Consider the following 15,266-nt stretch of genomic DNA (forward strand, 5'->3'; position numbering starts at 1 on the left):
GGTCCTTCCTCACGGTGTGTCAGGCGGTGGCGGGGTCGAGCGAGAGCGGCAGTTCGGCGACGACCTGGAAGCCGCCTTCCAGCCGGGGGCCGGCGGTGACGGTCCCGCCGACGGCGCTCGCCCGCTCGTGCATGCCTGTCAGGCCGTGGCCGGGGCCCGCGCCCTTGGGCACGCCGGGGCGTCCGTCGTCCGTCACGGTGACCCGAAGCGAGTGCGGTCCGTAGTCCAGGACCACGTCGGCCCGGGTCGCGGACGCGTGCTTGTGGGTGTTGGTGAGGGCTTCCTGGACGATGCGGTAGGCCGTGAGTTCGCTGGAGGGCGCCACCGGTGCGGGGGTTCCACGGCGGGCCACCCCCACGGAAAGCCCGCTCGCCCGGAATCCTTCGGCGAGGGCGTCGAGATCGGCCAGGCGGGGAATGGGGGCCCGTGTGCCGGGTCCGTCGTCGGGCTGCCGCAGCAGGCCGACGGTGGCCCGCAGTTCGTCCAGTGCCGCGCGGCTGTTCTCCTTGATGTGGGCCAACGCCTCGTACGCCTGGTCGGGGTTGGCGCGCATGAGATGGTGCGCCACCCCCGCCTGGGCGTTGACCAGGGTGATGTGGTGGGCGACGACGTCGTGCAGGTCGCGTGCGATGCGGACGCGTTCCGCGGTGACCCTGCGCCGGGTCTCCTCCTCCTGCATGCGCTCGGCCCGTTCCGCGCGGGCCCTGGCTTCCGCGAGGTGCTCGCGACGGCTGCGGACGGTGCGGCCCAGCGCGGTGGCGGCGACCGCGAAGTCGAACCGCAGCAGGCTGGCCCCTCCCACGACGGAGTCCGAGTGGGTCGCGGCGTACACGCCCGTGATCGCCACGGCGGCGGCGAGGCCGACGGCCCACGCGGTGCGCCGGTCGCCGAGCAGGGCGAGCGTGTACAGGGCGACCAGACTCGCGGCCGGAGCCGGGGACATGTGCGAGGCGACGGCCATCAGCGTGAGGTCGCCCGCCAGCGTGAGCAGGGCGATCTGCAGCGGCCAGAGGCTCCGGACGGCCAGGGGCACGCAGGACAGGGCCGTCCACACCACCTCGCCCCAACGGGGCTCGTGCCATTCGGACTTGCCGACGGCGGTCGCCGCCATGGCGATCACGATCAGTGGCACCGCCGGGAGCGCGTCCCTGACCCGGTCATGACGGGTCAGCCACTGCCGCCACACCGTTCTCACGTCCATCCTCTCACTGTAAGCAGCGCGGGCCGGCGGTGGACCGGGTCGACCCGACCGGCCGGCACGCGCTGGGGGCGGCGTCACGTGGTGTGTCGCGTCAGGCCACGTCGGCGCTCTGCGGCTCCTGCACCGGCTGCTGCCGCGGCAGGGCCGGCTCCTCCGCCGGGCCTTCCACGGACACGCGGGGCAAAGCCTTGTCCAGTCCGCGGGGCAGCCACCAGTTGGCCCGACCGCACAGGTGCATGAGCGCGGGGACGACGACCATGCGGATCAGCAGGGCGTCCACGGCGACAGCCACCGCGAGGCTGACCCCGAACTCGGAGATGACCCGCATGCCGCCGAAGACGAAGGAGCCGAAGACGCAGACCATGATGGTGGCGGCCACGGCGATCACCTTGCCGGTCTCGGCCTGCCCGACCCGGACCGCGCGCCGGCTGTCCCCGGTGTGCGTCCATTCCTCGCGCATCCGGCTGACCAGGAAGACCTGGTAGTCCATGGACAGGCCGAACATGATGCCGACGACCAGGATGGGCACGAACGACTCGATCGGTCCGGCGGCGCCCAGCCCGAGGAGCCCCGCGCCGAAGCCGTACTGGAAGACGACGACGATCGCTCCGAAGGCCACCCCGATGCTGAGGATGTTGAGGACCGCGCCGACCGCGGGGATGAGCAGGCTGCGGAAGGCGACGGTCAGCAGCAGGAAGCCGAGCACCGCGATCACGAGCACGAACACCGGGAGCTTGCCCATCAGGACCGACGCGAAGTCGTCGTTGCTCGCGGTGACACCACCCACGTAGACCTTCATCGTCGTGCCCTGCTCGGCCTCGGGGACGACGTCGTCGCGCAGGTGGTGGATCAGGTCGGAGGTGGCTTCCGACTGGGGAGAGGTCGTCGGGACGACGGAGATCACGCCCACCGTCTGTCCGTCCTTCAGGGGCGCGGCCGTGGCACTGGCGACGCCGTCGACCTGCTGGAGAGCGGTGACCAGCTTCGCCTCGGCGGCCCGGTCGGCGGCGGTGGGGGCCTGCACGGCGAGGACGAGCGGCCCGTTGAAGCCGGGTCCGAAACCGTCCGCGATCATGTCGTACGCCTGACGGTTCGTCGAGGTCGTGGGGAGGTTGCCGTCGTCGGACGCGCCCAGGCGCAGGGCGAGCGTGGGGAAGGCGAGCGCGGCGAGCGCGACCAGGGCGACCAGGGCGACCAGGGCGACCAGGGCGACCAGGGCGACCAGACCCAGGGCCTTGGGCCGGGCCTGGACCCGAGCGGCCCACCGGCCCCACAGACCGGCCCGGTCGGAGGACCGTTGCCCCGACCGCCCGGCCGACTCCCGGCGCTCGTTGCGGCTGAGGACCCGCGGACCGATCATGCCGAGCAGCGCCGGCAGCAGGGTGATGGCGGTCAGCACGGTCAGGACGACGGTGACGGCCGCGCCGACGGCCATCCCGTTGATGATGCCGACATCGAGGGTGAGCATGCCGAGCAGCGCCACGACGACGGTGAGGCCGGCGAACACCACGGCCCGGCCCGAGGTGTTGAGGGCCTTGGCGGTCGACTCGGCGACGCCCATGCCCGCCATCAGGTTGGCGCGGTGCCGGTTGACGATGAACAGGGCGTAGTCGATGCCCACGCCCAGGCCGATCAGCGAGCCGAGGGTCAGGGTGGTGTCGGAGAGCGTGACGACATGGCTGAGGAGGATCACCGTGACCGCGGAGGTACCGACGCCGACGATCGCCGTGATGACGGGCAAGGCCGCCACCCACACCGCCCGGAAGACGAACAGCAGCACGATGAAGGCGAGGACGATGCCCATGGCGTCGGCGACCGCGTTCGGCTTCGGGTTGACGGTGAACGCCTGCCCGTTGAGCGCGACGTGCAGGTCGCCCGACTCCGGCGCGGTCGCGAGTTCCTTCACGTGGTCGATCTGGGAGTCGGCGACGTTCCGGTCGAACGCGACCGTGGCGTAGGCCGTCCTGCCGTCCTTGCTCACCTGCCCCGTGCCCCCGGGCAGGTAGGGGCTGGTCACCGCGGCGACCCCCGGCGCGTCGGCGATGTGCTCCAACGCCTCCGTCATCGCCCGCTCGGCCACGGGTTTGGTGACCTTGCCGCCCGTCAGCTGCCAGACGATCCGGCCGCTCTTGCCCGCCGCGCTGTTCGAGGCCTGCTGGAGCAGCGCCGTCGCCTTGGCCGAGTCGGTGTTCTGCGCGGTCGGACTGGTGCCGAAGTCGCTGCCGGCCACGCCGACTCCGGCGCCGAGGGCGAGCAGCAGGCCCACCCAGGCCAGGACGACGGCGAGCCGGTGCCGGTGGCACCAGCGGGCGAGAGGGGACATCGACGAGCCTTTCCAGGGGGCCATGGGGTCGGGCCGACGATCACGGCCCGACCTCACGCTCGCACTTCCCCGTTCTCTCGTCGTCGGCCGTTCGCAGACACTTGGGTCTACTGCGCTCGCAGCAGACGGGGTGCACCGGCGCCGACGGTCGCCGTCGACGGCCCGGGGGCACGAGGACGGTGGCGACGGCCCCGACAGGCAGACGGACGCCCGGGTGGCGACGAGGGCGCGACCGGCCCATGCGACGCGGACCGGGCGGGCGCCCCGAACCGGGCCCAGTGGGTGCGACGGGTTCCGCCGACGGCGGGCCGACCGGCAGGGCGGGGCCCGGGCCGGGCAGCGGTGGGACGTAGAGGCTGGTGGCGGCCGCTTCGGCCAGCGTCGGTCCGACGCCCTGGCACTCCGCCGGCACGGCCGCCCGCATCCCGAGGTCCAGCTGTGGACGAGTACGTCCTGGCCGCTGCCGCCGCCGGAGCACACGTAGAAGGTGTGGCCACCGTCGACGGTGAGGTCGTGGACCTGCTGCGGGGCAAGGCCGGTGCGGTCGTACAGGAGGTGAGCGGTCGTACAGGAGGTGATCTCGCGCAGGGAGCCGTCCGCGCCGCGCAGGCTGTTGCCGACTCGCAGATTCGACGCGAGGGTCCAGCCGGCGCCGTCGACGTACAGGTGGTGGCCGGCGGTGGTGGACAGGGTGCTGCCGTCGGCGAAGCCGATGTCCACGGGCCGTTCGGTGTCATGGGCGAGCGTGGCGGTCACCGGCTGCCGGTGCAGGCCGGCCGTCCTGAGACCTGTGGTCATGACCTGGTCGCCGGTGCGGACCTCGCTGATCGCCCGGTGGGATCCACCGGCGAGCAGGACTTGGGGTGTCGGCCGGGAAGCTGCCGACCAGGCACGTTCCGCGTGCGGCCGCGGTGGACTCGGCTTCGGCGTCGAGCTGTCCACCAGGGCCCGGTCCGGTTCGGGCGGAGGAGAGAGCCGGGGAGGCTGTCGGCCCCGGCCCCCGTGACGGCCGGTTCCGCTACCGCTCCAGGCGCTGAAAGCCCGGCCGATCGAGGCGGCCTACCGCCCGGCCCCGTTCTTCGGGGTTGGCTCGGGTGTCACCCGGGCGGCGCATCCACTGGTCGTGAACGGGGCCCCACGCCGCCTTCGGCGGGAAGGACCCTGGCTTCGAGGTCGGTGGCGAGGGCTGCGAAGTCGGCGCTGTTCCATCGCTGGGGCCGCATCCGGACGGTGATGTTGTCGACCAGGTGCTCGGCGGCGGTGGCGAGGTAGGCGTCGGCCAGGGCGGGTGTCAGGTAGCGGTGGAACATCGCGAGCTGTTCGGCCGGGTCGGTGGGGTCGTCGATCGCCGTGACCGGGCCTTCCACGCTGACATAGCGGGTGGGGTCCCGTTCCTGCTGGACGCAGAGCGCGAATCGTCCTGCTGCGCGTAGCAGGCGGCCCTTCATGGAGTTCCTGCCCGTGATGATCGTTACGAGACCGCCGGGTCGGTAGGTGTACCAGACCGGTACGGCGAGCAGGCCGGCCGCGGGGTCGGGGGCGATTCCGATGACGGAGAGGATGCCGACGTGGGGAGCGGCCAGGAAGTCTTCACGTTCGCAGACGCTCATGGCGTAGGGCAATGCCGTGGCCTTTCGAGGTGGATGCCACAGTTCCCCCGGGGTCCGGGTGCTGTGGGAGGCGGGCGGGGTGTTCGAGAAGGAACATGCGGGGCACCGCGGCTCACGGTCCGGTTCGCCCATGCTCGCGGCGCGGACCGGACAGCTCCACCCGCCGCACCGGGGTGTCATTCATTCGTGGGACGCAGACGCAGCCCGGTCCACGTCGATCGTGAACCGGCAACGCGCCGCCGCCTCATGGCGGACAGCAGCGTCGGGCAGGACCGCCCGCAGCCGCTGGTCGACGGTCAACGCGCGGCGGCCGACCAGGGCACGGATCCCGGCGTGCCCGAGGGACGTCCGGGCGACGGCGCGTGCCGCGCCCCGGGCGGGCAATCGTAGGGTGCGCGGGCTGCGCGGGCTGTGGGCAGTCGGCGCGTGCGGCCGGAGGGGGCACGTTCGCCGGTTCGGCGGCCCCTTCGGCGGGCCCGACGACACCGCTCGCCACGAGCCCTGCCGGACCTGTGGGAAACCCGCGAGGGCACGGAGGCTGAACGTGGCGAGCCGTCGTCGGCGTGCATGCGAACAAGCACCGAGGCCCCGGTCTACGGTTGCCAAAGACTGCCGTGGCCCGGTACGCGCCACCGAAGTTCGCGAAAGAGGAGTCATGCCCGAGACGGAGAAAGGCGAACCGGTCGGGGGTCCGCTGGTTCCGATGCACTGCCTGCAGCTGCCGCCGGTGGGGCCGCCCCGGCGCGACCGCCTGCCCAACGGCACACCGATCTGGCTGGTCACCCGCTACCCGGACGTACGCCAGGCGCTCGTCGACGGCCGGTACAAGCGGTCCCTGCTGTTCGCCCCGGACGCCCCACGGCTGAGCGACAACCCCAACCTGGGCAGCAACCAGGACTCGATGTTCCACAAGGACGGCGCCGAGCACCACCGGCTGCGTCGCGTCTTCCAGCGGTCCTTCACCCCCCGTTACCTTCTTGGTGGCCCCGCAATGGGGCTCCCGGCCTCCGGTCCGGCATGACTGTTCCCCCCTGTAGTTCGCATGATCCGGGGGGTGGTGTCACCGGGCCGGAGGCATCGGTAGACCGCTGATAGAGGCAGGGCGAGCACCACGGAACCGCGGTGACCCGGGCAGGCAAGCGGGTCGTCGACAAGCGGCTGCCGAACAGCGAGCCCAAGATGCGGGCGGTGCTCGACAAGCTCACCGCCAAGCACGGCACGGTCCTGGTCGTGGTCGACCAGCCCGCCTCCATCGGCGCCCTGCCGCTCGCGGTCGCCCGGGACGCCGGCTGCCGCGTCGCCTACCTCCCCGGCCTGACGATGCGACGGATCGCCGACCTCTACCCCGGCGAGGCCAAGACCGACGCCCGCGACGCCTCACCCTGCGCGGCATCGAGCTCACCGACGAGACCATCGCCGAGCTGGAGATGATCGTCGGCTTCGACGACGACCTCGCCGGCGAGGCCACCCGCATCGCCAACCGCCTGCGCGGGCTGCTCACCCAGATCCACCCACACCTGGAACGCGTCCTGGGACCGAGACTCGACCACCCGGCGGTTCAGGCCCTGCTGGAGCAGTTCGGCTCCCCGGACGCCCTGCGCAAGGCCGGACGCCGCCGCCTGCTCGGCGTCGCCCGGCCCTTGGCCCCGCGCATGTTCGAGCGCCTCGTCGAGGACATCCTCACCGCGCTCGACGAGCAGACCGTGACCGTGCCCGGCACCGACGCGGCCGCGCTGATCGTGCCGAGCCTGGCCGGCTCCCTGCGGGCCGTCCTCGACCAGCGCAAAATCCTGGAGAAGCGCATCCAGGAACTGCTCGACGACCACCCACTGTCCAAGATCCTGACCTCCATGCCCGGCATCGGCACCAGGACCGGTGCCCGCGTCCTGATCGATGTCGGCGACGCGAGCGCGTTCCCGACCGCCGCCCACCTCGCCTCCTACGCCGGCCTCGCCCCCGCCACCCGCAGCTCCGGCTCCTCCATACGCGGCGAGCAACCCTCCCGCCGGGGCAACAAGCAGCTGAAACGCGCGTTCTTCCTGGCCGCGTTCGCCTCATTCAGCGACCCGGCCTCCCGGACCTACTACGACAAGAAAATCAACCAAGGCAAACGGCACACCCAAGCGCTCCTCTGCCTGGCCAGACGCCGGGTCGACGTCCTGTTCGCCATGCTCCGCGACGGCACCCTCTACCAGTCCCGGCCAGCCAGCGCGGTCAGCTGAGAGGTGGTTCCGCCAGCAACACCACGCGATCGGCCTCAGGATCGAACCCGAGCACCGGGTGGAGCGGATCAGACTCGGGGGCCAACACCACCGGCTTGCCGAGCCGGCGCCCGATCGCCCGAAGCAGACGGCACAGCACATTGACGCCGTCCTGGCCTCGCAACTCCCGCAGATCAACGTCGAAGTCGATCGAACCAGCCTCATAAGCCCGAAAGATCACCAGGAATCCAGTCGCGGGCCAGACCCTCAACAACGCGTCGGCGCTCTCGCCGCGGACCAGCATCTCCGCAGCTCGCGGCAGCCGAGCCACGACACCGTCCTCGGAGTATTCGCACGACCACCCCTGCGACCGCACCAGATCAAGCACCGCCTGCCAGTCCTCTACCGAGGTGTCTGCGACACGCACGTCCGGCAGCGACCCCATCAGGTCAGGGTTGAAGAAGTCCTTGACGTCGTCCCACAGCAGATCCGGCATCCCGCCATGCTGCCCGGCTAACCCAGCCGAACGCAGCCCGATTCCCTTGACGAACCTCATAGAGGCACCCCCCGCCGCGACCGAACAGTGGCGACCGCTGGTGGCCGCCGTGGTCGACCGACTGCTGGACGACCTCGTTCGGCCCGGCCCGCCGGTCGACCTCGTCGCCGGATACACCCGGCTGCTGCCGACCACGGTGATCACCAGAATCCTCGACATCCCCGGTGAAGACCGCGAACGACTCTGGCACTGGGCCGAGTTCGGCTTCGCCACCACCGAACGCGACCCCGACGACGTGACCCGAGCCATGAAGGACTTCACGGCATACACGGCCCAGCTGGTCTCAACGCGCCGCCGTGATCCCGGAGACGACCTCCTCAGCACCATCGTCCAGGCCACGGACCGTGAAGGCGACATTCCGGAGCACCAGCTCGTCCACCTCCTCTGCGGACTGCTCGTGGCCGGCCAGGAAACCAGCGCGACCGCACTGGCCAACGCCGTGTTCTACCTGCTCACCGAACGCCCCGACGCCTGGCGCCGGATCGGCGCCGACGAGACCGCAGCCGCCCTGGCGACCGAACGGCTGCTGCACAGCATCCCCTTGGGCATCAACCCCGAACGCCCCGGCAGCCTCCTGCGCACCGCCGAGGACGTCGAACTGGGCGGCGTGACCATCCCGGCCGGCGACATCGTCGCAGCCGACCGAACCGCCGCCAGCCAAGACCCCCACGTCTTCCCGCCCCACTCGCTCAGCCGGCTGTTCACCCCCCTGGAAGCCGGCACCCTCGCCTTCGGAGCCGGCCCGCACTTCTGCCCCGGCGCATGGCTGGCCCGCCTCCAAATGCAGCTGGCGCTCCACCGCCTCGCCGCCCGCCTGCCGAACCTGCACCTCACCACGCCAACCACCGCGATCACCTGGCGCCACGGCACCTCCACCCGCAGCCCCCTCCACCTGCCGGCCGCCTGGTGACACACCCGCGCCCCGCACCGGTGCGCGCGCCGTCACGGCTCCCGCGCCCACGCCGTCCTCGACCACACCACCCGCGCCATAGGCGAACACGTCCGCCACGGTCTTCAGCCGTACGCCGGGTCGGCCCGGGACTGCGGAACCGCGAAACCCCGCGCGGCCGGCAGCGGACACACCCCGGCCACCGCCCGGTCGACGGTGGAGGCCGACACCCCGAACAGCAGCGCCGGCACCTTAGGCGGCACCGTCCGGCGCATGTTCCGGCACCAGGGTGGACGGCTGCCGAGCGCCTGATGACCGACGCTCCGATCATCCAGCACCGGGCATGCGCCCCCACTCCTCGTCGAGGATGCTGAAGACGTCGGAGTCGCGCCAGCCATCCCGGATCAACGCGGTATGCCGATGGCGGCCCTCGTGGGCCATGCCGAGCTTGGCGAGCACCCGGGCCGATGCGAGGTTGCGAGGATCGCAGGTCGCGTAGATCCGGTGCAGCCCCAACGGCCCGAATCCTCGCGCGAGAAGTCCCCCGCCGATGGCGGTGCCCACCCCTCGCCCCCACACCCGGGGATGGACGAGGTACGAGATCTCGCCTTGGCGGTGGGCCCGGCTGCGGACCTTCAGCTCGCCGATACCGACGAGATCACCGTCCAGACAGGCCGCATACACGTACCTCGCCTGCGGGGACTGCAACCGGGCGTCCACCGCGCCCTGGACGAAGTCCCGCGTCTGCTCCTCGGTGTTCGGCCCCCACACCTGGAAGCGGCAAGCCTCCGGAAGACTGGAGAAAGCATGTAGAGCGAGGCAGTCGCCGACAGCGAGCTCGCGCATGGTCACTGAGGCATTGAGCACGAGCCGATCCTGTCAGCCAGGCCAGCGTCGTCAACCCCAGGTGCTCGTCTTCGCAGAGATCGCATAGGCGCGGCTCCGCGGTGGCGGACCTGCAGTGGTCCAGCTGCGGCCAGGCGGTGCGGGTGCGGTCACCGAGGCGCGACTCCAGTCAGAGCCGGGTGCGTTCCGAAGGCGTGGGCATGTCGGTCATCCTGCCGGAGGGGCCGGTGTCGGCGCTCCCGTAAGTGCGTGAGCGCCCACAAGGGCAAGGGGCCCTGCACCCGTATGTGCCCGTCCGGACGTACCGCCGAGCAGGGCAGAGCGGTGAAACTCGAGACGTTCCCCATCCGTGTTTCGCAGGGGACGCACGCACGCGGGCGCTGCAGACCGGTGACGAGCAGGAGAAAGGACCCGAAGCTGAGGTCAGGCAGAGTCAAACTCCTCTGAAATGGTGCGATGTCCGAGACCGGCAATGTGGGCGTCTTCCTCGGCAGAGACGTCGGCAACCGGACCTCGGTGCCGAAGCTGTTCTCGCGCCGTTGGCGGGCAGGAGCGGTCACACTGGCCGGGGCTGCCGCTCCGCTTACCGGGCTGGAAGTGACCCAGGACCTGTTCGGGCAGCCGTTCCAGCAGGCGGCCGTGGACCCGGCACGTGGGCTGTCCGGTGCCCGCGCTGCGGTGGAGAGTCGATCGATGCGGGCCAGGACCTCGCGGTGCCGAAGCGGAGCGACTCCGCCGGGTGGCGGACGTTGACCACCTTGCTGAACGCGGGTGTTACGTTCCACTCGAGCTGCTGTGCCGGGCCCGGCCGGCGGCCTCGAACACCGCGTGAGGTGCGCGAGCGGCTGGCCGCCGCGGCCGGCACGGGCGTGCCGCTGAGCGTGGCGCTGACGACGGTCGACACTGACGAGCTCTGTTCCGGGCCCACCGCACGCTGAGCCGTCGGTGAGCTCCCCCGCTGTGCGGGAGGTGCTGACTACCTGGTTGCGTTCGCCCGTGAGAGGGTTGCTGTCATGGCAGACGGCGCGACTCTGGGCAGCGAAGTCGAACTCGAGACGAGTCGCCTGCTGCTCAGACCTTGGCGGGTAGCCGAGGCTGTCGTCCAGCGTGAGCTGTGGACCGAACGAGATCCACGAGTGCCGCTGCACCGCCGAATCGACGCGGCCGGACACCCCACGGTCGCGGAGCTCGAGGATTCGATCCGCACCAACCAGCTGTGGTCGACCGGGTTGCTGGCGGTCGAGCGGAAGGCCTCTGGCGACGTCATCGGCTACTGCGGGCTGGTCGACAGCGGGCGAGGATCGGAAGGGGAACCGGAGCTGGCGTTCGAGCTGCTACGCCGGGTCTGGTGTCGGGGATACGCGACCGAGGCCTCACTCGCGGTTCTGGACTGGGCGCGATCGTCTGGACACGAACGCCTGTGGGCCACGGTCTGGGACTGGAACACCGCTTCTCGCCGCGTGCTGGCCAAGGTCGGGTTCACCGAGACCGAGCGGAAGGAAGTGGACGCCGTGCACGGGACCACCCTGTTCACCACGAGACGGCTCTGACACACCGACGTTCGGCCTTGCGGACGGCTCCGAGCCGCGACGGCAGGCGTCAAATGCCCGGTCCGTAGGCCGCCGGCGCGACGGTGTCGGAGCAACTGGTCGCAGCGGGCCACCGAGGGCAGCGGCTTGGCGGCCGGCGGACGGTGGTTGGGCTTCTGCGCTGGTGGACCCGCTGGTCGCCCTGGTCCCGGCAGCTCCGGACGCGCCGGAGAGATCAGGTCACCGGCCGCTGCAGCCTCAATGGCCCTTTCCCGTGAGGCATCCCCACAGACCACGCAGCGAGCCCTTCTGCTGCGCCTTCTCCTCTGCCGTCCGGGCACGGGCCTGGGCCGCGCTGATCTGCCGGTGCTCTTCGAGGAACATCCGGGTGAAATGCTACTGCCGCGCGCTGTCGGCCTGCTGCTCCTCCTCGCGGCGCCGTAGCGCCTCCAGTTGCCCGGGGGTCCGGGGCCGCATCTCGGGGCGCAGCGTGCTGCCGTCGGTCATGGCGTCCCGGAGCAACGCGATGCACGCGGCGGCGTCCTGGGGGCGCTCGGCCGGGTCGCGGGCCGTGAGCCGCTGCACCACGGCCAGGTACGGCAGAGGTGCGAGGCGTCCGTCGTCGTCGTGGTGCAGCATGGCCACCAGGACCCGCCCGGCGCCGTAGAAGTCGGAACGCGCGTCGGCCGGCCGCTCCGGGGCGGCGAAGAAGCTGTCGTCCGCGGCGGGTACCGGCAGGCCGGGGAGCCCGGCGTCCAGGAGGATGACGGGCCGGTCGAGGTCATCGGTGAGGAGGATGTTCGACGGCCGGACGCCACCGTGCGCGAGGCCGCCGGCGTGCAGGTGCTCCAGCCCGCGCAGGACGTCGGTGACCAGGGTGCCGGCCGTGCGCGGGGCCCAATTGCCCACGGTGTCGGCGAGTTCGGCGGCGAGGGTGTGGCCTTCGAGGCGCTCCATGACGAGGAAGGAGGCGGGGGACCCGTCGGGCCCGGCGGTCGTGCCGCTGTCGTGGCAGGTGACGATCGTGGGCGACGGCTGCGACAGGACACGGACCCGGTCCTGGAAGCGCTGTGCGGCGTCGGTGCCGACCACGAACCTGATGGCGACGGGCCGCTGCGCGGCAGTGTCGACGGCCTGCCACACCCCTTCCCGCCCCGCCCCGGCCCCGCCGCCCGCCCCCAGGCGCCGCTCCACACCGTAGCGCCCTTCGACCACCCACCCCTGCTCCACGGATTCCCCCTCCGATGCCGGGCGTTGACGTACGTTCCTTCTCCCGCGCCAGGCTATGCGCGTCGCAGAGGGCGGTGCCAGCCCGGCACTTCGAGCTCTTGGCGTTCAGTCCCGGAGGAATACCGGCGGCACCCAGAGGACTGGCGGTGCCGCGCGAGCAGCGGTTGGCTCTGCTCATGCGAACGGGTTCTGGTCCGACTTCTGTGACGAGGTGACGCTGAGTGTGTCGGCCTCATGTGAGTCGGCCCATCGCTGACGGGTGTCTGATGAGGGTGGCTGCGAGGGCTGTGAAGGCGAGGACATGGTCGGGTCGGCGTTCGTGGCATCGGTTGAGCCGGCGGAACGCCCCGAGCCGGGAGGGTTGGGTCGGCCGCGCGGCGAGGTGCCCGCCGTGGCAGGTCCTCTTCCGCACGGCCTCCCGCCGAACCGGGCGGCCTCCCGCCGAACCGCACGGCCTGAGCCCCGATCTGAGTACCCATGCTCAGGTCCGCAGGGCTGCGCCCCAGTAGCGTCGTGATCAAGACCGCAAGCAGATCGGCCGACACGGGGGGCGAACGAATGCAGACCAGTGACCGCACCACGACCCGCAGGTGGCCGGTGATCCTCGGCATGGTGCTCCCTCTCCTCCTGATCGGCGCGGTCGCATCCGGGACATGGGCCTGGGACCACGGTCACGGTCCGATCGCCAGGCACGACAGGCCCGGGACGGACGCCGGGAAGGCCCGGGACAGCATCCAGAGCGCCCTCGAGGGCGCCGTGGGCGCCATCACCCCGCAGGTCGCGCACTCCGACGGCTGGTACTACGTGGTCCGCGACCCGGACCACTGGGACGGCGAGCCGGTGCAGACCTCCACCGTCTACCGCATGTGGTCGCTCCAGGCCCCGGTCGACCGCTCGAAGTACCAAGCCCTCGCCGACCAGCTCGCCCAGTACTGGACGGCGCACGGCTACGCCGTCGGCAAGTTCCGGAACTTCGTCGGCGCGAACACCGACACCTTCCCGACGGACGAACGGCAGATCTCCGCCACCTCGCCCGACGGCGTCCAGGTGACCCTGGAGATGGACACCCCGGGTGTGAGCCTGCAGGCCTCCGTGGACGGCGTCCGGTACGCGGGCACCGAGGTGTACGGGAAGGACCCCTCCCAGCCCGGCCGCCGGCTGGACGACTACTCGCACCAGCTGACCGTGACGCCACCGAGCAGGGACGACCCGTACTGGTCGCACCGCTGAGCCGCGGCGGGCTGGTCCGCGGATCCTCCGTCTCGGCGCTCACCCTGGTCGGAGCCCGCGTCGGCGGTCCGGAGGGGGCCGGCGATCCGGGCAGCTGCTGCTCAGACCGCGAACCAGCGTTCGACGGCAGCCCGCAGGGCGGCCGGCTCGGCCGGGTCCGGGACGGGTGAGCCGCAGGCCCAGGCCACGTAGCCGTCGGGGCGGATCAGCAGGCCGGTGAGGTCGGCCGGGCCGCCCTGCGCGATGACGAGGTCGACGGCGTCCTGTTCCTTCGGCAGTACGGCTGCCAGTGACTGGTCCTCGGTCAGGTCTATCAGCAACGGCCGGGCGGTCCGGGCGAGTTCGGCGAGCCGGACCTTCTTCGTTCCGGTGGTCAGCTCCAACTCCGGTGCGAAGTAGCCGACTGCGGGGTGGGGATCGGTGACGCCCATCTCGTAGCGCACGTCGGTGCCCGCAGTGAGGTCGGCGAGGTGCTGGACGACCTCCTTGCGGGTGAGGAGTTCGGCGAAGAGTTCGCGCAGGGCGGTGGTGTCGCTGCCCGGTGCGGTGAGCGCGGACTGTGCTTCGGCGTTGAGCACCATGCGGCGGGCGGCTTGGCGGCGCTCGGTGTCGTAGCTGTCGAGCAGGCCGGGCGGGGCGGTGTCGCGCAGTGCGGCGGCGAGCTTCCAGCCGAGGTTGGCGGCGTCCTGCAGGCCGAGGTTCAGCCCGGGGCCGCCGCCGGAGGTGTAGACGTGGGCGGCGTCGCCGATCAGAAAGACCCGGCGGTCGCGGAACCGGTCGGCGACCCGGGTGTTGCCGCCGGTCAGCCGCCGCAGCACGTGCGGGCCCGTTCCGTCCGGCGGGCCGAGCGGCAGGTCGACGCCGAGGACCCGGCGGATGCTCGACTCCATTTCGGCCAGGGTCATCGGCTTGTCCGAGGCGGGCTGGTCCCACTCGGTGGTGCTGACCAGCGGCGGCTGGCCGGGGAACGGCGCGTAGGAGAAGCCGCCCTGGTCGGTGCGGTGGGGCAGGAAGGGCAGGACCGGCCCGTGGCCGGGGATGACGAGGGCGCCGTTGACCGGGTCGACCCAGTCGGCCGGGACGGTGGCGTGGGCGGTGCGGTTGGTGCGGCGGTCGTAGCTGACGCCGGGGAACCCGATTCCGGAGAGCTTGCGGGTGACGCTGCGCGCGCCGTCCGCGCCGACCACGTAGCGGGCGCGGAGCTGCTGGTCGCCGTCGGGGCCGGTGATGTCGAGGGTGACGGAGTCCTCGTCCTGGGTGACGGCACCGACCCGGTGTCCGCGCCGCAGGTCGACGCCGAGTGCGCGGGCGCGCTCCTCCAGGACCTGGACGATGCGGTGCTGCGGGGCGGCCAGGCCGAAGACGGGGCTGTCGTCCAGCAGGCCGAGGTTGAGGCCCATGGCGGCGAACATGAAGTAGGCGGAGTTCGGCAGCGGGGGCTCCGGGCTGCCGCTGAGCGGTTCGTACAGGCCGCGGTGGTCGGCGAGGCGCACCACCTGGCCGAGCAGGCCGTTGGCCTTGGGTTCGGTGCTGGGCTGTGGGAGCTGCTCCAGCACGATCGGGCGGATGCCGGCCAGGCTCAGCTCGCAGGCCAGCATCAGCCCGTTGGGGCCGCCTCCCACGATGATCACGTCGGCTGTCACGGTCACGT

The 15,266-nt window shown here is 71.7% G+C and carries 12 protein-coding genes and 2 pseudogenes; 5 read left to right on the forward strand and 9 right to left on the reverse strand.

The features are described 5' to 3' along the window. Positions 1 to 19 precede the first annotated feature (19 nt). The 4 genes and pseudogenes from IF30_RS0123660 to IF30_RS0123670 all read right to left on the reverse strand — a co-directional run bounded on the left by IF30_RS0123660 (position 20) and on the right by IF30_RS0123670 (position 5,134). A complete protein-coding gene (locus IF30_RS0123660; RefSeq protein WP_030241891.1) occupies positions 20 to 1,201 on the reverse strand; it encodes a sensor histidine kinase in 1,182 nt (393 codons plus the stop codon). Between the two features lie 91 nt (positions 1,202 to 1,292). Next, positions 1,293 to 3,524, reverse strand: a complete 2,232-nt coding sequence (locus IF30_RS0123665) for an MMPL family transporter (RefSeq protein WP_030241893.1) — start codon at positions 3,522 to 3,524, stop codon at positions 1,293 to 1,295. 450 nt (positions 3,525 to 3,974) lie between these two features. After that, positions 3,975 to 4,466, reverse strand: a pseudogene (locus IF30_RS50845) (polymorphic toxin-type HINT domain-containing protein); the annotation flags it as partial. Positions 4,467 to 4,621: 155 nt separating this feature from the next. Next, positions 4,622 to 5,134, reverse strand: a complete 513-nt coding sequence (locus tag IF30_RS0123670; protein ID WP_051710940.1) for a pyridoxamine 5'-phosphate oxidase family protein — start codon at positions 5,132 to 5,134, stop codon at positions 4,622 to 4,624. A gap of 703 nt (positions 5,135 to 5,837) precedes the next feature. Between IF30_RS0123670 and IF30_RS0123675 the strand changes: the two genes are divergently transcribed. Together IF30_RS0123675 and IF30_RS41875 are read left to right on the forward strand one after the other, a co-directional pair. Further along, complete coding sequence (locus IF30_RS0123675; protein WP_158835408.1) at positions 5,838 to 6,155, forward strand: hypothetical protein; 318 nt, start codon at positions 5,838 to 5,840, stop codon at positions 6,153 to 6,155. A gap of 86 nt (positions 6,156 to 6,241) precedes the next feature. Then, positions 6,242 to 7,356 (forward strand): annotated as a pseudogene (locus IF30_RS41875) (IS110 family transposase); the annotation flags it as partial. Here IF30_RS41875 and IF30_RS0123685 read toward each other — a convergent pair. After that, positions 7,349 to 7,831, reverse strand: coding sequence for a hypothetical protein (locus tag IF30_RS0123685; protein WP_030241900.1), 483 nt, complete (start codon positions 7,829 to 7,831; stop codon positions 7,349 to 7,351). The pseudogene IF30_RS41875 and the gene IF30_RS0123685 overlap by 8 nt on opposite strands. 46 nt (positions 7,832 to 7,877) lie before the next feature. On the opposite strand from IF30_RS0123685, the gene IF30_RS0123690 reads away from it, so the two are divergent. Continuing rightward, positions 7,878 to 8,801 (forward strand): cytochrome P450, encoded by a 924-nt coding sequence (locus IF30_RS0123690; RefSeq protein WP_158835411.1) that lies wholly within the window; start codon positions 7,878 to 7,880, stop codon positions 8,799 to 8,801. Positions 8,802 to 9,107: 306 nt separating this feature from the next. On the opposite strand, the gene IF30_RS0123700 is transcribed toward IF30_RS0123690, so the two are convergent. Continuing rightward, complete coding sequence (locus tag IF30_RS0123700) at positions 9,108 to 9,647, reverse strand: GNAT family N-acetyltransferase (protein WP_234322817.1); 540 nt, start codon at positions 9,645 to 9,647, stop codon at positions 9,108 to 9,110. A 992-nt stretch (positions 9,648 to 10,639) separates the two neighbouring features. Here IF30_RS0123700 and IF30_RS0123710 point away from each other — a divergent pair. Further along, positions 10,640 to 11,176: a GNAT family N-acetyltransferase gene (locus IF30_RS0123710; protein WP_030241906.1), complete on the forward strand. Its 537-nt coding sequence runs from the start codon at positions 10,640 to 10,642 to the stop codon at positions 11,174 to 11,176. A gap of 237 nt (positions 11,177 to 11,413) precedes the next feature. On the opposite strand, the gene IF30_RS50285 is transcribed toward IF30_RS0123710, so the two are convergent. Beyond that, positions 11,414 to 11,539, reverse strand: coding sequence for a hypothetical protein (locus tag IF30_RS50285; RefSeq protein ID WP_267884564.1), 126 nt, complete (start codon positions 11,537 to 11,539; stop codon positions 11,414 to 11,416). Between the two features lie 12 nt (positions 11,540 to 11,551). Next, positions 11,552 to 12,385: a protein kinase domain-containing protein gene (locus tag IF30_RS0123715; RefSeq protein WP_030241907.1), complete on the reverse strand. Its 834-nt coding sequence runs from the start codon at positions 12,383 to 12,385 to the stop codon at positions 11,552 to 11,554. 558 nt (positions 12,386 to 12,943) lie between these two features. Between IF30_RS0123715 and IF30_RS0123720 the strand changes: the two genes are divergently transcribed. Next, complete coding sequence (locus IF30_RS0123720; protein WP_030241909.1) at positions 12,944 to 13,615, forward strand: hypothetical protein; 672 nt, start codon at positions 12,944 to 12,946, stop codon at positions 13,613 to 13,615. Positions 13,616 to 13,716: 101 nt separating this feature from the next. Here IF30_RS0123720 and IF30_RS0123725 read toward each other — a convergent pair whose 3' ends face one another. After that, entirely contained in the window at positions 13,717 to 15,258 is a 1,542-nt protein-coding gene (locus IF30_RS0123725; protein WP_030241911.1) for an FAD-dependent monooxygenase, read from the reverse strand. Between the last annotated feature and the right edge of the window lie 8 nt (positions 15,259 to 15,266).

Source organism: Streptomyces sp. NRRL S-350, assembly GCF_000719705.1.
Classification (GTDB): domain Bacteria; phylum Actinomycetota; class Actinomycetes; order Streptomycetales; family Streptomycetaceae; genus Kitasatospora.

Bases quoted from the DNA above. Each gene is read 5' to 3' on its own strand.
- IF30_RS0123710 (WP_030241906.1), top strand. From the start codon at position 10,640: ATGGCAGACGGCGCGACTCTGGGCAGCGAAGTCGAACTCGAGACGAGT.
- IF30_RS0123685 (WP_030241900.1), bottom strand. From the start codon at position 7,831: ATGCCGGATCTGCTGTGGGACGACGTCAAGGACTTCTTCAACCCTGAC.
- IF30_RS0123670 (WP_051710940.1), bottom strand. From the start codon at position 5,134: ATGAGCGTCTGCGAACGTGAAGACTTCCTGGCCGCTCCCCACGTCGGC.
- IF30_RS0123660 (WP_030241891.1), bottom strand. From the start codon at position 1,201: ATGGACGTGAGAACGGTGTGGCGGCAGTGGCTGACCCGTCATGACCGG.
- IF30_RS50285 (WP_267884564.1), bottom strand. From the start codon at position 11,539: ATGTTCCTCGAAGAGCACCGGCAGATCAGCGCGGCCCAGGCCCGTGCC.
- IF30_RS0123720 (WP_030241909.1), top strand. From the start codon at position 12,944: ATGCAGACCAGTGACCGCACCACGACCCGCAGGTGGCCGGTGATCCTC.
- IF30_RS0123665 (WP_030241893.1), bottom strand. From the start codon at position 3,524: ATGTCCCCTCTCGCCCGCTGGTGCCACCGGCACCGGCTCGCCGTCGTC.
- IF30_RS0123675 (WP_158835408.1), top strand. From the start codon at position 5,838: ATGCACTGCCTGCAGCTGCCGCCGGTGGGGCCGCCCCGGCGCGACCGC.